The sequence below is a fragment of the Sphingomonas sp. Tas61C01 genome (assembly GCF_052567495.1).
The window spans coordinates 3,603,830-3,624,280 of the sequence record NZ_CP199583.1 but is presented as its reverse complement, the minus strand read 5'-3'; the positions used below and the strand labels follow the sequence as shown (position 1 = coordinate 3,624,280).

Below are 20,451 nucleotides of genomic sequence, written 5' to 3'. Positions count from 1 at the left end.
TCATTACCGCTTTCGTCCCGTGATGACACAAGTTGTACCGATACTAGACAGGATGCATACGATCACCGTCGGAATCTACGTAGCCACTGTTTAGAAATTGTTCATCTTGCATTCAGCACCGAATCACGGCGCAGCCATCAATAGGGGGCAGGATAAATGAACGTCAAAAAGCTTGTTGCGACCACCGCGCTGATCACTTCTGCCTTCGTGGCAGTTCCAGCTTCGGCTGCAACGTATCTCGTGACCGTCCTCGAAGCCTCGATCGGCAAACAATTCGACGCCACTCTCGCCAGCTCGTTTAATTTCCTGACCAAGCCGGATCTGTCGACGGCGGTTTTCACCTATACTGGCCCGCTGTCCTTCAGCAACACCAACCCGCAGTCTAGCAGCAATACCGGCGACATTACTTCGACGTTCTTCGGCGCGAATGCCGCGGGCATCAGCAACTATGTCGGTGTCGGGCCTGCCTCGGTGGCCTATGGCGCCAACGGCGCGAACTTCAGAACGCTGGCCGGTTTCCTGGCGACCAGCGGCAGCGCCGCGAACTTCGCGTACGGCTCGCTCTATACCTTCACGACGATCGGCAACTTCAACGATCTCGAACTCTCGATCACGCATGACGACGGCGTCAGCCTCTATGCGGACGGCATTCGCCTTTCCGGGCTGACCGCGGGTCCGACCTCGGCAATCACCGAGAAGGTCCGCCTGCCGAACGGCACCAAGGCCTACACGCTGGTCTATGGCCGCGCGAACGGCTCGCCGTCGATCCTGAACGTCGCTGCGGTGCCGGAGCCCGCCACCTGGGCGATGATGCTGGTCGGCTTCGGCATGATGGGCGCGGCGATCCGCTACCGCCGGCGCAACGCCACGGTCGTCTACGCCTGATCTTTCGCGTCACTGTCGATGGGGGAAGCCGCAGCTCGCAAGGGCCGCGGCTTTTGCCGTTCCCGGCGAAATCGTGGCTTCTGTTCCGCCTACCCAGCGCCTGAAGCATCGCGGATGCTCGTCGCGACAGTCTCTATCCTCGGGCACGCTCGGGCGCGGCCCCAGTCGATCCAGGGCATCCGGACTGTCGCGGCCCCAACCGGACAGCAACTCTACCGGCTCGACGAAGCTCCCTCCCCCAATCCGTCAGGCGGTACTCGACCATTCGCGGCATCGAACTCTGGACGGTTGGGGTCAGCAGCCCTGTCGAGGGCGGCGATGGATGGTGCCGGCTAGAATCGTCGCGCCGGCGTGCCTAGATTCCAGACCAACGAGGAGACGAAAATGGCGAAGACGGCATTGGTGGTCGGCGCGAGCGGCATTGTCGGCGGCGCGACCGCAGACCTTCTGGCAGCCAACGGCTGGACGGTGCATGGCCTCGCCCGGCGGCCAACCGACCGGCCTGGCGTGGAGCCGGTCGCAGCGGACCTACAGGACGCGAGCGCGACCGAGGCGGCGTTGCGTGGCATCGACCCCGACGCGGTCTTCATCACGACGTGGCTGCGACAGGACAGCGAGGCCGAGAACATCCGTGTCAACGCGGCGATGGTACGCAACCTGCTCGACGGCCTGGCGAAGCCAACCGAGCCGCGTCATGTCGCGCTCGTCACCGGCCTCAAACACTATCTCGGGCCGTTCGAGGCTTACGGCAAAGGCACGTTGCCGCAGACGCCGTTCCGCGAGGAGCAGGGCAGGCTCGACGTTGAGAACTTCTACTACGCGCAAGAGGACGAGCTGTTCGCCGCCGCGGCGCGCGACGGCTTCACCTGGAGCGTCCATCGCCCCCACACCGTGATCGGGCTGGCGGTCGGCAACGCCATGAACATGGGCACGACGCTGGCCGTCTATGCGACGCTCTGCCGCGAGACAGGCAGACCCTTCACCTTCCCCGGCTCTGCGGCGCAGTGGTCCGGGCTGACCGACATGACCGATGCCGGTCAGCTGGCCCACCACATGATGTGGGCCGCAGAAACCGAGGCGGCGCACGACGCGGCGTTCAACGTCGTCAATGGCGACGTCTTCCGCTGGCAATGGATGTGGAGCCGCATCGCCGCCTGGTTCGGTCTCGACGCGGCGGCGTTCGACGGCACCGTCCGGCCGTTGGAACAGCAGATGAAGGACGATGCGCGGCTCTGGCACGAGATCGCGACGCGGGAGGGGCTGGCGGAAGCTGACCTCGGTCGGCTGGCATCGCCGTGGCACACCGATGCCGATCTCGGCCGTCCCATCGAAGTCGTCACGGACATGAGCAAGAGTCGGCGACTCGGCTTCACCGGATACCAGCCGACCGACGACGCGTTCTTCGCGCTCTTCGAACGGCTGCGTGCCGGCCGTTTCATTCCCTAGGGCGTACCGGCGCTGACCGACGTCAGCTATGCAGTTGGAGGAGTTGCTCCTTCAGCGCGACGCTGGTGTCGCCGAGCGCCTCCGGCACGAACGACGCGCGTGCCTCGACCAGCTTGCGGCCCTGAACGTAATCCTTGACGGCGTTGACGCAGTCGAGCGCGATGACGACGCCGTCGCGGCCATAGACCACCGAGAAGGCGCGATCGGCCGGGTCGCCGCGGATCACGCAGGCGTCGAAGCCGATCGACAGCCCGACGGTCTGGAGCTTCAGGTCGTACTGGTTCGACCAGAACCACGGCGTCGTCGCATAGGGCGCCGGATCTCGCCCGGCGATGACGCCGGCGACGAGCGCAGCTTGATCGTTGGCATTCTGCACCGATTCCAGCCGCAGCGCAGCGCCGGCGCCGTAGCGATTGTGATGTGACGCGCAGTCGCCGATCGCGTAGACGCCGGCCAGGCTGGTGCGGCAATGGCCGTCGACGTCGATACCGTTGGTGCCGGCAGCACCTGCCTCGCGGAGCGGCTCGACCTCGGGGAGGATACCGATGCCGACGATCACCGCGTCCGCCGCGATACGCTCGCCGGTCGCGAGCAGCACCGAGGTCACCTGCCCGTCGTCGCCGAGGATGCAGTCGACCGTCGTCTCGAGACGGACCTCGACGCCGTGTGCACGGTGCTCCGCCTCGAAGAAGCGTGACAACGGCTCGCCGGCGACGCGCGCGAGGACCCTGTCGAGCGCCTCCAGCACGATCACGCGCTTGCCGAGCTTCGACAGCACCGCCGCCGCCTCCAGCCCGATATAGCCGCCGCCGATCACGACGACGGTGCGGATCGCGGCCAGCTCGCCCTCCAGCCGATCGACGTCCGCGCGGGTGCGGACGGTATGCACGCCGCGCAGGTCGGCGCCGCCACAGCTCAGCCGCCGCGCCCGCCCGCCCGCCGCCCAGACCAAATCGTCATAGTCGAAGGTCTCACCCGCCGTCGTGGTGAGCACGCGAGCCTCGGCATCGACCGCACCCACGCGGGTGCCGAGATGGAGATCGATCGCGCGCTCCCCCCAGAAGCCGGACGGGCGGATCAGCAGCCGATCGAACGTCTTGCCGCCCGACAAATAATCCTTCGACAGCGGCGGACGCTCATAGGGTGGATCGGGCTCGTCGCCGATCAACGCGATCGACCCGGCGAAACCCTGCTGGCGCAGCGCGATCGCGCACGCCGCACCGGCATGCCCCGCCCCCACGATCACGACGTCATAATGGCGCATCAATCCTCCGGTGCGATCGTCTTGTGTACGGCGCCGAACGCGGGCGTGAACGCGAGCCGGCACGATAGCGGAGATCCGGCTTCATGCCAGGTGGCGCTATCGTTGATAAGCCGCACTGGTGTCGATGAGCCAAGCTCATTGACCGAACCTCCACCCGATGCGTTGTCGATGTAGAAGGAGAAGCAGCCGTGAAGATCACCCGCAACGCGTCGACCGCCTCCATGACTGGCCGAACGCCCGACAACTTCAGCGGCGCGGTCCGCGTAGACAATCTCAGCAACGGCGCTCCGCCCAGCCGCGTCGGCACCGGAGTCGTCACCTTCTCGCCTGGCGCCCGGACCGTCTGGCATACCCATCCTGCGGGCCAGACGATCATCATCACAGCCGGCAAGGGTTGGGTGCAGCGCGAAGGCGGTCCGCGCGACGAGGTCGGCCCCGGCGATACCGTCTTCTTCGACGCCGACGAACGGCATTGGCACGGCGCCACGGCGGACACCGGCATGACGCACATCGCGATAACCGAGATGGTGGACGGCAAGAACGTCGACTGGCTCGATCCGGTCACCGACGATCAATATGCCGGGTGAGGCGGAGCGATGAGTGGATGCGCCGGTGTCTTCGCGCCTGGCTGACGAGGGGATTGAGATGCCTGCAAGCCGGTCGGATGTCGCCGACTTCACCTATTTCCTCGCGATCGCCCGGCATCGCAGCTTTCGTCGCGCTGGGCTGGAGGTCGGTGTCAGTGCCTCAGGATTGAGCCATGCGCTGAAGGGCCTGGAGACCCGCCTCGGCGTTCGGCTGTTCAACCGCACCAACCGATCCGTCACGCTGACGGCGGCAGGCGAACAACTTCATACGGCCATCAGGCAGCCGTTCGAGGCGATCGGCGATGCCGTGGAATCCCTCAACCTCTACCGCGACACGCCGGCCGGCCGCATCAGGATCAACGTCGTCTCCGATGCCGCTACGTTGCTCCTCGGCCCGATCCTGCCGGAATTCGCCGAACGCTATCCCGATGTCGAGCTCGACATCGTCGCGACCAACCGCATGGTCGATATCGTCGGCGAGGGGTTCGATGCCGGCATCCGCTATGGCGGCACCGTTCCGGAGGACATGATCGCGCTACGGCTTTCCGCCGACGTCCGCTGGGTCGTGGCCGGTTCGCCGGCGTATCTCGAACGTCACGGCGTGCCGGCGACACCGATGGATCTGCAGCATCATCGGTGCCTGGGCGTACGCCTCGGCAACGACAGCATCTATCGTTGGGAGTTTGACGGCGAAGGCGGCGAGTTCTCGATCGCGGTGCCTAGCCGGATCACCGTCAACGACGCCGCAGCGATGGTGATCATGGCAGTCGGCGGAACGGCGCTGATGTACGGCATCGAACCCTTGATCGCGCCGTACGTCGCAGCCGGAACGCTTGATTTCGTGCTGAAGGATTTCGCCACCTCGGGGCCTGGCTTCCATCTCTATTATTCCAGCCGTCGCCAGGTTCCGACTGCGTTGCGGCTGCTGTCCGATCTCATTCGCGAGAGGCGTCCGCTGGGCCTGCAGTGATCGTGGCTCACTGCTGCATGGACTTGCAAGCGCCTAATCGATGCCGACCCGACAACCTATGTCTGCCCGACCGGAAGCGTTCTGGCGCCTTCTGATCGGCCGAAGGATAATGGATGACGACTGCCGCACTGACGCAAGTCGACGACGGGATCGACAGGGCCGATGCTCCGGCGTGGAGCGCGGTCTATGCGATGACGCTCTGCACCTTCGTGCTGGTGGCGTCGGAATTCATGCCGGTCAGCCTGCTCAGCCCGATCGCGACCGATCTCGACCTGACCGACGGTCAGGCGGGGCGCGCCATCGCGATCTCCGGCTTGTCCGCGATGATCGCCAGCCTTTCGATCGGCAGGCTCATCGCGCGCACGGATCGGCGTTTGGTGCTCCTCGGCCTGACCGCGCTGCTGATCGTCTCGGGAGCATTGGTGTCGTCCGCGCCCGGTTACGCCATGCTCATGGTCGGCCGGGCCGTCCTCGGTGTCGCGATCGGCGGGTTCTGGTCGATGTCCGCGGCGATCGTCACGCGCCTCGTGCCCGCCCGGTCGGTGCCGAAGGCGCTCGCCATCCTGAACGGCGGCAACGCGGTCGCTACCGTCGTCGGCGCGCCGCTGGGCAGCTTCCTCGGAGGCATCATCGGTTGGCGCGGTGCGTTCTTCTGCGTGGTGCCGATCGCGATCGCGGCGACGATATGGCAGGCCTTTGCGCTGCCCGCGCTTCCGGCACGGCGCCGCGAGGGTGGAAGCGGAATGCGATCGTTGCTGCAGCGAAAGGCCGTGCTGGTCGGCTTGGCCGGCGTCGGCCTGCTCTTCTTGGGCCAGTTCGCGCTCTACACGTATCTGCGCCCGTTCCTCGAACAGGTTACCCATGTCGGCCTGGGGATGCTGTCGGGCTTGCTGCTCGTCATCGGAGTGTCCGGCTTCATCGGCACGACGTTGATCGGCAACCTAATCGGCCGGAGTCTCCACATCCTGCTGGCGATGATTGCTGCAGCGATGGCGGGCGTGGCCGTCGGGCTGGCGGTGTTCGGCGGCTCGTTGGCCGTTGTCGCTATACTGCTCGCACTCTGGGGGCTTCTGGGCACCGCGGCGCCGGTCGGCTGGTGGACATGGGTCACGCGCGCCGCGCCGGATCATGCGGAGGCGGGTGGCGGGCTGATGGTCGCCGTCGTTCAGTTCGCGATCATGGCCGGGGCAACCATCGGTGGGGTTGCCTATGACCTGGCCGGGCCACGTACCGAATTCCTCGGAAGCGCCGCAATCTTGGCCTTTGCAGCATTCGCCGCGTTGGGTTGCAGCACCGACCGAGCGCCCTTCGCCCGTTCACAAGGAGAAACCTGATGACCGACGAACCGACCAATGCTCGCAAGTCCTTTGGTGACATCGCGCCGAAGCTGGCCGAACTTACCGACAAGGTGCAGTTCGGCGACGTCTGGGTCGATGACACGCTGTCGCCACGCGACCGCAGCCTCGTCACGATCGTGAACCTCGCTGCACTCTATCGGCACAACGAGATCGGCTTCCACCTCAAGAAGGGACTGGAGAACGGCCTGACTAAGGACGAGATCGTCGCCGCGATCACGCACACCGCCTTCTACGCGGGCTGGCCCACCGCCATGACGGCAATCAACGCCGCGCGTGAAGCGTTCAAGGACGCGTGATGCCGCACGTGATCGTCAAGATGTACGCTGGTCGCAGCGATGCCGACAAGCAGCGGCTCGCGGACCGGCTGACGACGGCGGTGGCGGATACGCTGAACTATGGCGACAATGCCGTCTCGGTCGCGATCGAGGATGTCGCACCGGCCGACTGGATGAACGAGGTTTACGGGCCTGATATCCAGTCGAGTGCGGGCACTTTGTTCAAACGGCCGGGTTACGGACCGCTTCGACGGATCTCATGACGGTGAGGTCGGTGTAACCCGCCTCACCGTCGCGGTGCCCAGCCGCTTCAGGCCACCTCGGGCAAGTGATCGAGATGCTTGTCGAGCGTGATCGGATATTCGCGAACCCTCACGCCGGTCGCGTTGTAGATCGCGTTGGCGATGGCGGGAGCGACGCCGGTCAGCCCCAGCTCGCCCACCCCCTTTGCCTTCACGGGCGAGATCGTCGGATCGACCTCGTCGATGAAATAGGCGTCGAGATGCGGGATATCGGCATGGACCGGGACTTCGTACCCCGCGAGGTCGTGATTGACGAAGAAGCCGAACCGCTGGTCGATCGCCATCTCCTCCATCAACGCCGCACCGACGCCCATCACCATCCCGCCGATGACTTGGCTGCGCGCCGTCTTGGCGTTGAGGATGCGACCAGCCGCACAGACCGCGAGCATGCGCCGCACACGGACCTCACCCGTATAGGCGTCGACCGCGACTTCGGCGAAATGCGCGCCGAACGTCTGCTGCTGGAATTGATCGGCCATCTTGGCGAACTCCATCACGTCCTCGACCACCAGCTCGCCGTCCTTTGCAGCATCGGCCAGCGGGACGGTCCGGTTGCCGCTTCGGACCTGGCCGGCGACGAAATCGACGGCGGCCGTATTGAAGCCGAGCCGCTGCGCCACCGTTTCTCGCAGCTTCATGCACGCGGCGTACACCCCCGCTGTCACTGAGGGCGCGCCCTGCTGACCACCTGAGCCAGGGGTTTCGGGAAAGGTGGAATCGCCGAGCTTGACGACGATCCGGTCCGGCGCGACCCCCATCATCTCGGCCGCGGTCTGCTGGACGATGGTATAGCTGCCGGTGCCGATATCGGTCATGTCGGTCTCGATCGTGACCACGCCGTTCTTGCCCAGTCGAGCGCGTGCCCCGGCCTTGGCGATCTTACCGCCGCGGATGGCGCCGGCCATCCCGGTGCCGATCAGCCATCGGCCTTCGCGAACCTGGCCCGCTTTCGGGTTGCGCTTGGCCCAGCCGAAGCGCTCGGCGCCTTCCTGAAGGCACTGGACGAATGCCCGGGTCGAGAACGGTTTCGACGCGTTTTCCGGATCGACCTGCGTGTCGTTGACGATCCTGAGCTGCACCGGATCCATGCGCAGCTTTTCCGCCAATTCGTCCATGGCGACTTCGAGCGCCATCAGGCCCGGCGCCTCGCCGGGCGCGCGCATGGCGTTGCCTTCGGCCAGATCGAGCGTCGCCAATCGCATCCGGGTCAACCGGTTTGCCCCGGCGTAGAGCGTCCGGGTCGATGTAACGGTCGGCTCGGTCCGACCGCCCGGCAGGTTGCCCGACCAGCTTTCATGACCGATCGCCGTCAATCTGCCATCCTTGCCCGCGCCCAGGCGCACGCGCTGGATCGTCTTGGGCCGATGAATGGTGGTGTTGAACATCAGCGGGCGCTGGAGCGCGATCTTGACCGGGCGGCCGACGACCCGCGCGGCGATCGCCGCGAGCGCAAGATCGATCTGCACCGTTCCCTTTCCCCCGAAGCCGCCGCCGATATACGGCGAGATCAAGCGGACATTAGCCTTCGGAATGCCGAGGATCAGGCCGAGGTCTCGCGTGCCCCAGTTCATCTGCTGGATCGAAGTCCAGCACGTCACGCGGTCGCCGTCCCACTTTGCGATTGAAGCGTGCGGCTCCATCATCGCGTGGGCCTGATCGGGGACGGTGTAGGTCTCGTCGACCTTGACCGGGGCGGCGGCGAACGCCTTGGTAAAGTCGCCTACCGCCTTCTCGTTCGGCCCACCGAATTCGCCTTCTGGGGGGACTGGCGCCGTAGCCGTTTGCGCGGCGAGATCATAGCGACCCTGCGTCCGATCGTAGACGACGCGGATCATGGCCGATGCCGCGCGGGCCTGCTCGAACGTTCCGGCGACGACGACGGCGACCGGCTGGTGGTAGTGATCCACCTCCGGGGCAGCGAGCATCTTCTGGACGTAGAACTTGCCGACGCCGGGCTTGCCCGCGTTCAGATAAGTGACGACGCCGACGACGCCCGGCGCCCGGGCCGCCTCGGTCGTGTCGATCGACGCGATGCGCCCCTTGGCGACGGCCGCACCCAGGATATAGCCATAGGCAAAACCGGGCGCGACGTCCTGCCACTCATAGGCATAGGTCGCGGTGCCGGTCGTCTTCAGCCGCGCCTCGTAGCGATCGAGCGGCTTGCCGAGCACCTTCATTCGGTCGGTCGGGTTGGCACCTGCGGGTGTATCGAACTTCATGCGTTCTTCCCTTCGGCGATTACAGCGGCGAGCGTTCGCATCGCGAGCTTCACCTTGAAGCCATTGTCGGACGTCGGCTTGGCCCCCGCGAATACGGCATCCGCAACGGCCTTGGCACCTCGCGGCATCGCTGCCTCGGCCGCTTCGATACGCCATGGCTTCGGCGCAACCCCGCCGAAGGCCACCCGGCCGCTGCCGTCCGTCCGGATCACCGCGGCAACCGAGACGAGTGCGAAGGCGTAGGACGCGCGGTCCCGCACCTTCTGGTAGATGTGTGTGCCGCCGATCGGGCGAGGCAACGTCACCGCGGTGATCAACTCACCGGGCGCCAGCGCATGGTCGATCGTCGGTGTCGATCCCGGCAGCCGGTGAAAATCGGCGATCGGGATCGTGCGCGTCTGCCCGGCGGCGTCGACGGTTTCGATCGTCGCGTCGAGCACCCGCATCGCCACCGCCATGTCGCCGGGATAGGTCGCGATGCACTGATCGCTGCCGCCGATGACGGCCAGTTGCCGCGCATAGCCGCCGATCGCCGCACATCCCGAGCCGGGCTTGCGCTTGTTGCAGGGTTGATTGGTGTCGTAAAAATATGGGCAGCGCGTGCGTTGAAGCAGATTGCCGGCGGTCGTTGCCTTGTTGCGGAGCTGTCCACTGGCCCCGGCGACGATGGCGCGAGTCAGCACGCCGTAGTCGCGCCGCACTCGCTCGTCCGCCGCAAGCCTGGTGTTGCTGACGAACGCACCGATCCGCAGCCCGCCTTCGCCGGTCGCTTCGATCCGGTCTAGCTTCAGATCCTGCACATCGACCAAGTGCGTCGGGGTTTCTATCTCGAGTTTCATCAAATCGAGGATGTTGGTGCCGCCCGCCAGGAACTTGGCGCCGCTGGTCCGCGCGACCGATGCCGCGGCGTCGGCGGGTGTCCTTGCCCGCTCGTAGGTGAAGCTCCTCATGCTTTCTCCCCCGCGACGTGCGCGATCGCTGCCGCGATGTTCGAATAGGCGCCGCACCGGCAGATGTTGCCGCTCATCCGCTCGCGTAGTTCGGCACCGGTCGGCTGCATCCGTGCCGAAAGATCGCCGGTGACATGGCTGGGAACACCCGCCTCGATCTCCTTCAGCACCGACACCGCGGAACAGATCTGGCCGGGCGTGCAATAGCCGCACTGATAGCCGTCATGCTCGACGAACGCCGCCTGCATCGGGTGCAGCTCATCGGCCCTGCCTAGGCCCTCGATCGTCGTGACCGAGTCACCGTCATGCTGTAGCGCCAGGCTCAGACAAGAATTGATCCGCTCGCCATTGACGATGACCGTGCAAGCTCCGCACTGCCCGTGATCGCACCCTTTCTTTGTGCCCGTCAGATGCAGATGCTCGCGCAACGCATCCAGCAGCGTCGTCCGAGGATCCAGATCGAGCGCGCGACGCTCGCCATTGACGTCGATCGAGACCGGCATCGTCGCCACCGTCCGCATCCCGCTACCGTTCCCAACCCCGCCCGGCGACACCACTATCGCTGCCGCGGCCACGCCACCACCGATGACACCGCGCCTCGAAATTCGTGATTCATCGCTGACATCCATGATGCTGTCCCTCGAGGCGGGCCCCGTCCGGCGGGCAGTGATCGAACACTGGTCCAAGGGCTTGCCAAGTCGGGATTTAACGCGGGCGGGCGGACAATGTTACGTAGGGTTCACTCATCGAGCCGGTGAGCCAGCGTCATCGTTCGTATGAACCGGCACACCGACCTGCCGAGCCGCGCGGTAATCGCGGCTACGGCAAGCGTCCCGGTGCGCTAGACAGGACACGACCCCGGCGCGCTAAAAGCTTCGATACTGGCGAACGGTTTGCAGCAGCGCCGAACCTAGAAGGTCGGCCCACCTTCGTTGACCGTCGCCCGTTGCGATCAGATCCTGCCGGACTTCCAGCTCGGCATAGGGTAGCCGCCGCTCATACGCGTGGAGCGGAACCGTGTAGTCGATCAGGTCCATGCGATACGGCTCGTTATCACCGACCGTCAGCGCGTCATCGGCGCGCAGTCGATCGAGCAATCCGACCGCAAAACGCGGATCGCCGCCATCGTGCAACACGCCGACCTCCCACGGACGCGGTGTGCCGTCGCGAAGCGCGGGCGTGAAGCTGTGGAGAGACACCAGTATCGTTTGTCGGCCGGCAGCGGCGCGCCGTGAGATCACGGCGGCGATCGCTTGTTGATAGGGTTCGTGGATCGCGGCGATCCGCGCCGCGCGATCGAAGTCGTTCAACCCCATATTGGCCGGGATCGCGGTGGCATCGCTGGCCGACGGCATTGCGTCCGCCGCGGTCGGCGCCCGATTGCAGTCGACCACGAGCCGCGAATAGGTCTGGCTGATGAAGGTTGCGTCCAGCAAGGGGGCGAGCAGAGCACCCAGACCCGCGACGCCGATGTCCCACGCTATGTGCCGCGTGCGATCGGCATCGGCCAGCCCCATATCGCCAAGCGAAGAAGGGATGACATTGCCGGCGTGATCGCCGATGAGAAGAAACGGCGACGACCCGTCCGGGTTGAGGAAAGTCACCGGTGCCGGATCGGCAGCGGTGAGAAGCGGAGGCACAAGGCCATGACCGTTCGATGCCATTCCTGAACCTCTCGCACGTCACGACCTATACGTACAGGCAGCCGGTCTCCTTCGGCGAACATCGCATCATGGTTCGCCCGCGCGAAAGCTACGATCAACACCTGCTTGCAGCCACCCTGCACATCGATCCCGAGCCCGTCGAATTGCGCTGGTTGCAGGACGTGTTCGGTAACTCCGTCGCGATCGCAACCTTCGATCGGCAAGCGACGCGACTGTCGTTCGACAGCCGCATCCATCTGCACCACGCCCCGGCGGAAATCGAGCACGTCGATATCGAGGATTACGCCAGGAGCTATCCCTTTACCTATTCGTCGGAGGACATGCCCGACCTACTGCGCTCGATCGAGCGCCAGCACCTGGATCCACTGCGGCAGATCGACGGCTGGGCACGACGCTTCCTGCAGGATGGGCGCACCGACACGCTGGCGCTGCTGACCGAGATGACGACCGCGATCCGACGCGAGTTCACCTATGTCCCGCGCGCTGAGAAGGGTACGCAGACGCCGATCGAGACGCTGAGCCGCCGCAAGGGCACGTGCCGCGACTATGCCATGCTGATGATCGAGGCGGTACGCGCGCTCGGCTTCGCGGCACGCTTCGTATCGGGCTACGTATACGATCCGGCCGGCTCGGGCAGATCGTCGGGGGTGGTCGGCGGCGGCAACACGCATGCCTGGGTGCGGGTATACCTGCCGGGCTCCGGCTGGGTCGAATTCGATCCTACCAACGGCATCATCGGCAGCCGCGGACTGATCAGGGTCGCGATCGCGCGCGACATCTACCAAGCGGTGCCGATCTCGGGAACCTGGAGCGGCTTTCCCGGCAGCTTCATCGACATGGACGTCGCCGTCGTCGTCGACACCGCACCGACCCAGATCGACCATGCCGCGCCTGCGGGAACCATGATGGAGGAACCTGCCTGATGCTGATCCGAGCCGGCTTCGACATCCGCTACGATACGGAAGTGTCGGTTCCGATGATGACGATGCTCAGCATCCATCCGTCCCGAAACAAGGACCTGCGCAGTGCCCACCGCATCGTCGCGTCCCCCGAGATCCCGATCTACGATTATCTCGATGCGTTCGGAAACGTCTGCACGCGCGTCATCGTCCCACCGGGCGGGCTGACCCTCTCGTGCGACTTCGCGATCGAAGACGATGGTCTGCCCGACGCCCATGCTCCGGACGCGGTGCAGCACGCGATCGAGGATCTGCCCGACGACATTCTCGTGTACCTTCTCGGTAGCCGCTACTGCGAGACCGATCGCCTGTCCGAGACGGCCTGGTCGCTGTTCGGCCATGTGCCCCCCGGCTGGGGGCGCGTGCAGGCGATCGTCGACTTCACGTATCGCCACATCGAGTTCGGCTATCACCATGCCCGCGCGACCAAGACGGCGTGGGATGCGCATCAGGAGCGCTCAGGCGTCTGTCGCGACTTCGCGCACCTTGCCGTGACCCTGTGCCGATGCATGAACATTCCGGCCCGCTATTGCACGGGCTACCTCGGCGACATCGGCGTCCCGTTGAGCGATGCCGCCATGGACTTTTCGGCTTGGTTCGACGTCTATCTGGGCGGCGCCTGGCACACTTTCGACGCTCGTCACAATCAACGGCGGATCGGTCGCATCCTGATGGCCCGCGGACGCGACGCTACCGATACGGCGCTGACCACCGTCTTCGGCCCGGCAACGCTGACCGGCTTCAAGGTGCATACCGACGAGGTCGACGTGGCGCCTTGAACACCGGGGAATTTAGCGCTCTCTCTTTCCTGGCAATCTCGGCGTTCTTGCTGGTTTCAACGCCATGTACCGGCTTGCTGCAGTAAGTCGTTTAGAATCAGCTCACGATAAGATGCAGCGTCTGCGCGGCAGGGCCTAGCGTCACACCCTGCCCCCAATCGAACGCGATGAAATCCTGCTCGATCCCGTCGGCGAAGATCACCCCGCCATCGTTCATGCGGGAAGTTACCTGGAGTCCCGCCTGGTCCAGCTTGCCGGCGCGCAAGGCGGTCCCCGTCGCCACGCTGGGAAAAGGTTCGCGCACGAAGAAGGCGACCGCACGCTCCTGCGGATCGAGCGGCAGGGCCTCATGCGTTGCCTCCATGATCGAGCGGGCCCACCCGGTGGCGCCGGTGCCCGACGACACGATCAGCCCGCTCGACGAATGGTCCTCGGCATGATCGGGTGTCGCGATATGGTAGCGCGCCGACTGGTGGCTATAGTGGCCGACGAACACCTCGTTCAGCGCAAGCAGCCGTTGGCCGGTGTCGAGCCGCGCCTCCACCATCGTGCGGCGCTCGGCAGGCGCGGCACCAGCGACGCTGGCGGGCAGGAGTTCGGGCAAGCGGCCGAGCGGCACCCGGACGAGCACGCCGTCATAGAGGTCTGGAGCAGGATTGAGGCCGAGCACCGGTTGGCCGTCGAGATATTTGGCCACGTTGGCGACCAGCCCGTCCTGCCCCACCACCACGATGACGTCCTCCGGACCGAACAGAAACCGGTCGAGGTCCGCCCGCAAGACCGCTGCCTGCCGCCAGTCGGCCGGGGCGGCGGCACGACCCGCCTGAACCGTCGCATGAAGCCGACGATGTCGGTCCTCGAGCAGGTCGATGTCCTGCCCGCGCGTCTCCAGGAAGAATTTGGCCTGGCCGCGGGTGGCGTGCCGCGCCAGCAGCAATTCATAGTCCGTCTCGCGGGTGACGAACACCGCGCGCGGGCTGATCGTCGCCATCGGTCCGCGTCAGCGCGGCGGGAGCGGTGCGGCCTCGCGCCGGAACGCACCCAAGACGGTGGCGAGCAGGTCCGGCGTGACGTTCAGATGCTCGATCGTGTCGAGCTTGCCTGCCATCTCGCGCGCGGCGAGCCCCAGCATGACCGAAGGCGGCAGATCGCGATAGATCATCATGCGGGTCTGTTCGGTCTCCGCCTTGGCACTCTCGACGGTACGGATCCTCTCCGCCTCGGCCGATGCTTCGACCTGCTGCGCCTCGGCCAGGCCGGTCGCGCGGTTGCGTGCGTTCTCCGCCTCCTGGGTAATGAGGGTCATTTCCCGCCGCGCCAGCTCGGTCCGGTTGGCAAGCTCGTTCTCGGCGATCGCCCGCTCCTTCTCCACCGCGAGCGCCCGACGTTCGAAGGTCGCCTGATCCGCCTTCTGCTGCAACGCTTCGAAGGTCGGCGTCTGCAGCGCCCGCTCCAACTCGCTGGATGGCGCCAGGTTGGTCAGGCGGACGGCGGTTACGGCGATGCCGATCTCGCCCAGGCCGGAGTCGGCAGCGAGCACCGCATCGAGTTGATGGCGTAGCGGCTCGGGCCCGGCATCGAGCAACGTGCGCACCGGGGATTGCGCCAAATATTGCAGGGCGGCCTGGTTGACGAGCCCTGCCAGCCGCGTCTCGATCCGCTGAATCGGCTCGCTCTTATAGGCGCCGGTGACCAGTCCGAGGCTGAAATCGACACGCGCGGCGAGCAACTCGGGATCGACCACGTGCCAGGTCAAAACGCCCTGGATGGCGATCGACTGGAAATCCTGGCTGCGCCCCTTCACGAAGATCGCCATCTCGCGATCATCCATCGGCAGCTCCGCGATACTGGCGGTCTCCGGCCGAAACCAGAACACCAGACCGCGGCCGCTCTGCCGGATCTTGCCGTTGCGATAGCGGATCACGTGGTTGCTAGCATCGCTGCGCAGCTGCGCGACGAAGCCCAGGTTCTTGATCGAAGCCATCGCGACGCTCCTCTAAGCTTGGATTAAACAGCGCAGACCGGGTTCCGCCTTGCTCGCTGTGCGTCGAACCGAGCACGGCCACGCCATCGCTGATCATCGCTGACCTGACAAGCAGGATGGGCGCCGAGATGCGAACGCGGCTTGGACCGTTGCCGGCCTTGATGGCCAAGGCTAGGCTGATAAACTCGAATGTCAGACTTGCGCATTTCTGACGTCACTTGCCGCCAACAATGGGACACGGCGTCGTCGACGAGAAATTCAGGACGCGCCGTTCCCTTCTGACGATACAAAGCCCCCGAATCGGAAGAGCGGTTAAGTGCCAATAGGCAGTGCCGCGTTCACCTTGTACACCGGGCGTATGCTTATTGCCCGGCTACTTGTTGCACTCATCGCATGCTTCGCAACGCCGTCGGCCTTAGCCGAATGCCGCCCCGCGGTGCTGTCGACCTTGCCCGAACGTGGAGCGCTTCACTTGCCGGTCGAGCCTTCCGCAGCGCCCATGCCGCTGCTGCTGCTGCTGCACGGCAGCACGAGCACGGGCGCCGACATGCTTCGCGAGAGCCGCCTTGCGCAGACGGCCGATCGGCGCGGGTTCATCGTCTTCGCGCCAGACGGCGGGATCGCGGCGCCGGGCGGGTTCGTGTGGAACATCCCGGGCGTGCAGACCGTCACCGGCGCTTTGCCTCCCCGGGATGCGCGCGACGACGTTGCGTATCTTCTGGGATTAGTCGATCGGCTGGTGGCGAGCGGATGCGTCGACAAGAGGCGTGTATACGCAACCGGGCTTTCCGGCGGCGGGCGGATGGTTTCCTGGCTCGGCTGCGTTGCGCCGCGCCGCTTCGCCGCGATCGCGCCGGTCGTGGGATTGCGTGCGGGGCGCCCGTCGACGATCGATCCGAGCCGCGTCGATCCTTCGACGTGCAGGCCAGCCGTGCCGATACCGGTGCTGGCGTTTGCCGGGAATGCCGACACGACCAATCCGATCGACGGCGGCGGCGCGCCGTACTGGCGATATTCGCAGTCGGCGGCGTTGCAACGCTGGGCAACGCTCAACGGGTGTTCGGAATCCTATGTGCGCGCGGTTTCGGCGAGCGTGTACGAACAGGGCTACGCCCGCTGCGCGGCGGGCGCCGCCGTTGCGGTGCGCGTTACACGTGGCGGAAAGCATAGTTGGTCGGTCGTCGACAACGACGCGATGTGGGCGTTTTTTTCGCGCCATGCACGATGATCCGGCAGCTTTGTCGAGCGACCGGATTGGCACCTGTCGCAAGTCGTGCATATAGCCAGCCCATGCCATTCATCTCGCACACCTCGTCCCGCCTCCTCCTCCTCGCGGCGACCCTGCCGCTGACCATTGCCCTGCTGCCGGCGGGAGCGGCGACGCCCCGACAGAAGCCACGGGCGCCCGCCTCGGTGAAGACGGACAATGCGATCATCGCGCTGCCGCTGAACCCGGTGGTGCCGGCCGGCCAGCGGCTGTGTGCAACGACGACCGCGTCCGGCCTGGGATCGACGACGCTGCGCCCCGGCTCAGGGGCCAAGCCGGCTGCGAGCGATGTCGTGCTGGTAAACTATATCGGCTACCTTGCGGCGACGGGGGTGGTGTTCGATCAGGGCATGCGGTCGCCCCTGCCCGTAAACGCGGTGATCCCGGGGTTCTCGCAAGGATTGCAGACGATGGCGCGCGGCGGTGTGACGCGCTTCTGCATCCCCGCGGCATTGGGGTATGGCGCACAGGCATCGGGGCCGATCCCTGCCAATTCCGATCTCGTCTTCCAGGTCGAGTTGCTGGACTTCAAGACCGCGGCGGAGGTCGAAAGCATGGATCCTGCGGCGGCGAAAGACGCGCCGCCCAAGCCATAGCGCAGGAGCCGCTGAATGACCGACCATGCGGTAACCAGACAGCGGATCGGCAGCGAAGGCGAGCCGTTGGTCGTCATCGACGGGTTCGCCGCCAACCCGGATGCTCTCCGCGCGGACGCGATCGCCGGATCCTACGATCCCGCAGGTCACCACTATCCCGGCATCCGCGCGGCGTTGCCGGATCGGTATCTGCGCGACCAACTGCCGGTGATCGCGCGGGCGCTGGGCCGGGAGTTCGGATCGTATAGACGGATCCACGTCGTCGATGCGCGCTTCTCGATCGTCACGACCGCGCCGGATGCGCTCGATGTCCGGCAGCGGCTGCCGCATGTCGACGCCTATGGCCGCGATCGCATCGCGCTGGTGCACTACCTGTCTGCCTCGAACCGTGGCGGCACCGCCTTCTTCCGCCACCGCGCGACCGGGTTCGAGACGATCGACGAGGCGCGAGCGCCGATCTTCTTCGATACGCTACGTCGCGAAGTAGAGGCCGCACCCCCGGCGGGCTACATCGTCGTGGAAACCGCGACGCGGTCGGCCGGGCCTTGGTGCAACAGCGGCAACACGCAAGGCGCGAGCGCCAGCGGCTCGAGATGGCGCAGCGCGTCCAGGCATCGATCGACAAGCTCGGTTACGTGCCTTCGATCGCGGCGCAGCGGCTCGGCGGATCGCGCTCCTATCTGATCCTCGCGCTCAACGACCGCAAACGCACCATCGCCGACTGGCGCGCGCGACAGGGTACCGAGTGGGTCGACCAGATGCTGCTCGGCGGCATGCTGACCTGCGCCGAACATGGCTATCGGCTGATCGTCGAGCTGGTCGACACGTACGGCGACCATATCGAGCGCGAGCTGCTCGCCGCGATCGCCGCGCTCCAGCCCGACGGCGTGATCTTGACCCCGCCGCATTCGGGCACACCCCGATCATCCGAGTGGCGCACCCCGCCATCGCCCAGCCCATCGCTGAGGTGACGGCGCACCGTCAGCCTGATCATCGCCGATCTCGGCGGGGGCTCGGCCGGGCATGAGGCGGTCGTGGTTCCCCCGCAACTGGTGGTTCGCATCTCGACGTGCGCACCGTCAACGTAGCCGCCGAAGCTCCGCGCTTCTCAAGCCAATTTAGACTCGTCGGAACCATAGACGACTGCGTTTGCCGGCATCGGCAAGCCACTTCACTCTCACGGCCGCGCTTTCAGCACCCGAGTGAACGGCATTCGCTGCGACCTTCAGCCGAAGCCCTTCAGCGCATCCTTCAATGCTTCGCGGTCGCGCCCACGTCACCTTTAGCGTAGCCGAACTTGCGATTTGCCCAGGCGATGAAGTGCGTCATGTTCGGCGCATCGGTGTGGCCGCCGCCATGTTGCCGCCACGCGAGTTCGCCGTCGAGCAGGTCGGTGCCTTGGCGCGGCATTGTCGCTTCTCGAAAATTGTCGCCACGGCCGAGATCGTGCTTGCCGAGCAGCGTCCAGGCAGGCCCGGCGGCGATCGTCGCCATGTAGCTACCCTGCTGATCGAGCCAGTTGGCATTACCCTGCTCCGGCACGCCATAACTGACAAAGGCCAGTCGCGGCGCGACAAGAGCCAACAATTCGTGCGAGTCAACAGGAAGATCGCCTGCCGTCTTGCGCCCGAAGCGTCCTTGCTCGGTTCCATATTTAAGGAAGTTGCCGGCCATCCAGTGGTAGCCGCCGGTGCCCGTGAGATTCTCGACCTGTTCACCAAAATTGCGCCGGTGCGGCTTGACGCCGCCCTCGCCCGACGAGCCGATCAGCACCATCGCGAAGCGCTCGTCGAACGCGGCCGTCACCAGGGCCGCCTTCCCCCAACGGGAAACCCCTTCGATGCCGACGTGAAACGCGTCGACTTCCGAGCGCGTTTCAAGATAATCCAGCAGCCTGCTCGCGCCCCACCCCCACGCGCGCAGGGCGCCCCACTGCTCGGGCGTGCGGGGCGCACCCTTGTTGGCGAGACCGATGATCCCCGCGCGTAACCCCGCGCCATCATCAGGCTGAATGCTGGCGGTGTCGAGCAGCGCCACCCCCCAGCCGGCGGCGATCAGGTCGGTGACCCGGCTGTCGTCCGGCGGCGGTGTGACGAAGCCCCCGGGCTTGACGAATTCAAACCCCGGATGGGCGGCGAAGACCGACGCGAAGGAAGGATCGCGCGTGATCAGGACTGCCTTCAGTGCCGCGTCGAGCCGCGCCGCTTCGATCGCCTTAGGTTGGCTCGGCGACGGGTAGCGCGCTGGTGCGAACATCACCAAGAGGGGCACTTGCCCGTTCGCCTTGGCCGGCAGGACCAGGGTCGCCCGGATGTCCACCGCGATCAGCGGCGCGGCACGATTGTCGACATGGCCGACGAGCTGCTGCGCCACGACAGGCTTCCCCGCGAAAAACTCGTGATCCGCCGAGACGATCCGCCATGTCACGCGCGGCACGCCGGCAGGGATGCGGCCATAGACCTCCCGTTCGAACAAGCCGATCAGTTCGGGCCGCCGCTGCTGCTTCCACATCGCCGCGTTAGTCACGGGTCGACCGTTCGCCATCTTCAGCAGGTCGGGCCACACAGGATAGGGGTCCGCCTTGGCCGGGTCGTAATTGGCCGGATCCGGCGCCGACGGATCCCCGCTCGCGCCGGGGTGTAGCTGCACGATGCCGAGCTGGCGCATCATGTCGGCATGGTCCTGCTCGGCCGTCCAAGGAACGGCACCCCATGCCGTCGATGCGAGAAGAGTCCCCGCGACTGCGGAGATGTATCGTTTGCCGTTCAAAGCCACCCCTCCAGCGCTGCGTCGCCTGCAACGACGTCGTTCGTCGAAATCAACCAGCTGTCGACCGCTGGCAGGCCGGTACAAGAAGAATTGCTGCCCTGCATGAGGATGTGAGTAGCCGCCAACGGCACCTCATCAGCCGACATCTCGCTATTCACCAACAACGCCAACGACAAA

At 65.7% G+C, this 20,451-nt stretch carries 21 protein-coding genes and 1 pseudogene; 13 read left to right on the top strand and 9 right to left on the bottom strand.

All coding sequences use genetic code 11. The features are described from left to right. The first annotated feature begins 156 nt into the window (after positions 1-156). Together ACT009_RS16985 and ACT009_RS16980 are read left to right on the top strand one after the other, a co-directional pair. On the top strand, positions 157-885 hold the full coding sequence (locus tag ACT009_RS16985) for a PEPxxWA-CTERM sorting domain-containing protein (RefSeq protein ID WP_445192227.1): 729 nt from the start codon (positions 157-159) through the stop codon (positions 883-885). A gap of 384 nt (positions 886-1,269) precedes the next feature. Next, positions 1,270-2,331: an SDR family oxidoreductase gene (locus ACT009_RS16980; protein ID WP_445192226.1), complete on the top strand. Its 1,062-nt coding sequence runs from the start codon at positions 1,270-1,272 to the stop codon at positions 2,329-2,331. Between the two features lie 22 nt (positions 2,332-2,353). On the opposite strand, the gene ACT009_RS16975 is transcribed toward ACT009_RS16980, so the two are convergent. After that, positions 2,354-3,595 carry an NAD(P)/FAD-dependent oxidoreductase gene (locus ACT009_RS16975; protein WP_445192225.1) on the bottom strand — a complete coding sequence of 414 codons (1,242 nt, stop codon included), beginning with the start codon at positions 3,593-3,595 and terminating at the stop codon, positions 2,354-2,356. 188 nt (positions 3,596-3,783) lie between these two features. Here ACT009_RS16975 and ACT009_RS16970 point away from each other — a divergent pair, with 188 nt between their 5' ends. The 5 genes from ACT009_RS16970 to ACT009_RS16950 all read left to right on the top strand — a co-directional run bounded on the left by ACT009_RS16970 (position 3,784) and on the right by ACT009_RS16950 (position 7,048). Next, complete coding sequence (locus ACT009_RS16970) at positions 3,784-4,182, top strand: (R)-mandelonitrile lyase (RefSeq protein ID WP_445192224.1); 399 nt, start codon at positions 3,784-3,786, stop codon at positions 4,180-4,182. A gap of 58 nt (positions 4,183-4,240) precedes the next feature. After that, positions 4,241-5,152 (top strand): LysR family transcriptional regulator, encoded by a 912-nt coding sequence (locus tag ACT009_RS16965; RefSeq protein ID WP_445192223.1) that lies wholly within the window; start codon positions 4,241-4,243, stop codon positions 5,150-5,152. 113 nt (positions 5,153-5,265) lie between these two features. Then, positions 5,266-6,486, top strand: coding sequence for an MFS transporter (locus ACT009_RS16960; RefSeq protein ID WP_445192222.1), 1,221 nt, complete (start codon positions 5,266-5,268; stop codon positions 6,484-6,486). Continuing rightward, a complete protein-coding gene (locus ACT009_RS16955) occupies positions 6,486-6,806 on the top strand; it encodes a carboxymuconolactone decarboxylase family protein (RefSeq protein ID WP_445192221.1) in 321 nt (106 codons plus the stop codon). Before ACT009_RS16960 ends, ACT009_RS16955 begins: the two co-directional genes overlap by 1 nt. Beyond that, positions 6,806-7,048 carry a tautomerase family protein gene (locus ACT009_RS16950; RefSeq protein WP_445192220.1) on the top strand — a complete coding sequence of 81 codons (243 nt, stop codon included), beginning with the start codon at positions 6,806-6,808 and terminating at the stop codon, positions 7,046-7,048. The genes ACT009_RS16955 and ACT009_RS16950 overlap by 1 nt, the downstream gene beginning before the upstream one ends. Before the next feature lie 47 nt (positions 7,049-7,095). Here the strand turns inward: ACT009_RS16950 and paoC are convergent, their stop codons facing one another. The 4 genes from paoC to ACT009_RS16930 form a co-directional block, all read right to left on the bottom strand. Further along, on the bottom strand, positions 7,096-9,306 hold the full coding sequence (paoC, locus tag ACT009_RS16945; RefSeq protein WP_445192219.1) for an aldehyde oxidoreductase molybdenum-binding subunit PaoC: 2,211 nt from the start codon (positions 9,304-9,306) through the stop codon (positions 7,096-7,098). Further along, a complete protein-coding gene (locus tag ACT009_RS16940; RefSeq protein ID WP_445192218.1) occupies positions 9,303-10,256 on the bottom strand; it encodes an FAD binding domain-containing protein in 954 nt (317 codons plus the stop codon). Before ACT009_RS16940 ends, paoC begins: the two co-directional genes overlap by 4 nt. After that, complete coding sequence (gene paoA / locus ACT009_RS16935) at positions 10,253-10,885, bottom strand: aldehyde dehydrogenase iron-sulfur subunit PaoA (RefSeq protein ID WP_445192217.1); 633 nt, start codon at positions 10,883-10,885, stop codon at positions 10,253-10,255. Before paoA ends, ACT009_RS16940 begins: the two co-directional genes overlap by 4 nt. A gap of 237 nt (positions 10,886-11,122) precedes the next feature. Continuing rightward, positions 11,123-11,920, bottom strand: coding sequence for an N-formylglutamate amidohydrolase (locus ACT009_RS16930; protein WP_445192216.1), 798 nt, complete (start codon positions 11,918-11,920; stop codon positions 11,123-11,125). On the opposite strand from ACT009_RS16930, the gene ACT009_RS16925 reads away from it, so the two are divergent. Further along, positions 11,914-12,843, top strand: a complete 930-nt coding sequence (locus tag ACT009_RS16925) for a transglutaminase family protein (RefSeq protein ID WP_445192215.1) — start codon at positions 11,914-11,916, stop codon at positions 12,841-12,843. The genes ACT009_RS16930 and ACT009_RS16925 overlap by 7 nt on opposite strands. Beyond that, positions 12,843-13,658 (top strand): transglutaminase-like domain-containing protein, encoded by an 816-nt coding sequence (locus tag ACT009_RS16920; RefSeq protein WP_445192214.1) that lies wholly within the window; start codon positions 12,843-12,845, stop codon positions 13,656-13,658. The genes ACT009_RS16925 and ACT009_RS16920 overlap by 1 nt, the downstream gene beginning before the upstream one ends. 97 nt (positions 13,659-13,755) lie before the next feature. On the opposite strand, the gene ACT009_RS16915 is transcribed toward ACT009_RS16920, so the two are convergent. Both ACT009_RS16915 and ACT009_RS16910 read right to left on the bottom strand, forming a co-directional pair. Next, positions 13,756-14,649: a hypothetical protein gene (locus ACT009_RS16915; RefSeq protein ID WP_445192213.1), complete on the bottom strand. Its 894-nt coding sequence runs from the start codon at positions 14,647-14,649 to the stop codon at positions 13,756-13,758. Between the two features lie 9 nt (positions 14,650-14,658). After that, positions 14,659-15,642: an SPFH domain-containing protein gene (locus ACT009_RS16910; RefSeq protein WP_445192212.1), complete on the bottom strand. Its 984-nt coding sequence runs from the start codon at positions 15,640-15,642 to the stop codon at positions 14,659-14,661. A 343-nt stretch (positions 15,643-15,985) separates the two neighbouring features. On the opposite strand from ACT009_RS16910, the gene ACT009_RS16905 reads away from it, so the two are divergent. From ACT009_RS16905 to ACT009_RS16890, 4 genes and pseudogenes are all read left to right on the top strand, one after another. After that, entirely contained in the window at positions 15,986-16,870 is an 885-nt protein-coding gene (locus ACT009_RS16905; RefSeq protein ID WP_445192211.1) for an alpha/beta hydrolase family esterase, read from the top strand. Between the two features lie 62 nt (positions 16,871-16,932). Next, on the top strand, positions 16,933-17,505 hold the full coding sequence (locus ACT009_RS16900; protein ID WP_445192210.1) for an FKBP-type peptidyl-prolyl cis-trans isomerase: 573 nt from the start codon (positions 16,933-16,935) through the stop codon (positions 17,503-17,505). Between the two features lie 15 nt (positions 17,506-17,520). Continuing rightward, positions 17,521-18,189: a DUF6445 family protein gene (locus tag ACT009_RS16895; protein WP_445192209.1), complete on the top strand. Its 669-nt coding sequence runs from the start codon at positions 17,521-17,523 to the stop codon at positions 18,187-18,189. Continuing rightward, positions 18,090-18,425: pseudogene (locus ACT009_RS16890) on the top strand (LacI family transcriptional regulator); the annotation flags it as partial. The gene ACT009_RS16895 and the pseudogene ACT009_RS16890, both read left to right, overlap by 100 nt. A 331-nt stretch (positions 18,426-18,756) precedes the next feature. Here ACT009_RS16890 and ACT009_RS16885 read toward each other — a convergent pair. Then, complete coding sequence (locus tag ACT009_RS16885; RefSeq protein WP_445192208.1) at positions 18,757-20,175, bottom strand: glucuronyl esterase domain-containing protein; 1,419 nt, start codon at positions 20,173-20,175, stop codon at positions 18,757-18,759. Between the two features lie 95 nt (positions 20,176-20,270). After that, entirely contained in the window at positions 20,271-20,432 is a 162-nt protein-coding gene (locus tag ACT009_RS16880; protein WP_445192207.1) for a hypothetical protein, read from the bottom strand. Positions 20,433-20,451 lie beyond the last annotated feature (19 nt).

What these genes read in the sequence shown, in the direction of transcription:
- ACT009_RS16930 (WP_445192216.1), bottom strand. Translation starts at nt 11,920, where the DNA reads ATGGCATCGAACGGTCATGGCCTTGTGCCTCCGCTTCTCACCGCTGCC.
- paoA (WP_445192217.1), bottom strand. Translation starts at nt 10,885, where the DNA reads ATGGATGTCAGCGATGAATCACGAATTTCGAGGCGCGGTGTCATCGGT.
- ACT009_RS16965 (WP_445192223.1), top strand. Translation starts at nt 4,241, where the DNA reads ATGCCTGCAAGCCGGTCGGATGTCGCCGACTTCACCTATTTCCTCGCG.
- ACT009_RS16985 (WP_445192227.1), top strand. Translation starts at nt 157, where the DNA reads ATGAACGTCAAAAAGCTTGTTGCGACCACCGCGCTGATCACTTCTGCC.
- ACT009_RS16955 (WP_445192221.1), top strand. Translation starts at nt 6,486, where the DNA reads ATGACCGACGAACCGACCAATGCTCGCAAGTCCTTTGGTGACATCGCG.
- ACT009_RS16900 (WP_445192210.1), top strand. Translation starts at nt 16,933, where the DNA reads ATGCCATTCATCTCGCACACCTCGTCCCGCCTCCTCCTCCTCGCGGCG.
- paoC (WP_445192219.1), bottom strand. Translation starts at nt 9,306, where the DNA reads ATGAAGTTCGATACACCCGCAGGTGCCAACCCGACCGACCGAATGAAG.
- ACT009_RS16975 (WP_445192225.1), bottom strand. Translation starts at nt 3,595, where the DNA reads ATGCGCCATTATGACGTCGTGATCGTGGGGGCGGGGCATGCCGGTGCG.
- ACT009_RS16895 (WP_445192209.1), top strand. Translation starts at nt 17,521, where the DNA reads ATGACCGACCATGCGGTAACCAGACAGCGGATCGGCAGCGAAGGCGAG.
- ACT009_RS16915 (WP_445192213.1), bottom strand. Translation starts at nt 14,649, where the DNA reads ATGGCGACGATCAGCCCGCGCGCGGTGTTCGTCACCCGCGAGACGGAC.
- ACT009_RS16980 (WP_445192226.1), top strand. Translation starts at nt 1,270, where the DNA reads ATGGCGAAGACGGCATTGGTGGTCGGCGCGAGCGGCATTGTCGGCGGC.
- ACT009_RS16940 (WP_445192218.1), bottom strand. Translation starts at nt 10,256, where the DNA reads ATGAGGAGCTTCACCTACGAGCGGGCAAGGACACCCGCCGACGCCGCG.
- ACT009_RS16885 (WP_445192208.1), bottom strand. Translation starts at nt 20,175, where the DNA reads ATGATGCGCCAGCTCGGCATCGTGCAGCTACACCCCGGCGCGAGCGGG.
- ACT009_RS16925 (WP_445192215.1), top strand. Translation starts at nt 11,914, where the DNA reads ATGCCATTCCTGAACCTCTCGCACGTCACGACCTATACGTACAGGCAG.
- ACT009_RS16910 (WP_445192212.1), bottom strand. Translation starts at nt 15,642, where the DNA reads ATGGCTTCGATCAAGAACCTGGGCTTCGTCGCGCAGCTGCGCAGCGAT.
- ACT009_RS16960 (WP_445192222.1), top strand. Translation starts at nt 5,266, where the DNA reads ATGACGACTGCCGCACTGACGCAAGTCGACGACGGGATCGACAGGGCC.
- ACT009_RS16920 (WP_445192214.1), top strand. Translation starts at nt 12,843, where the DNA reads ATGCTGATCCGAGCCGGCTTCGACATCCGCTACGATACGGAAGTGTCG.
- ACT009_RS16950 (WP_445192220.1), top strand. Translation starts at nt 6,806, where the DNA reads ATGCCGCACGTGATCGTCAAGATGTACGCTGGTCGCAGCGATGCCGAC.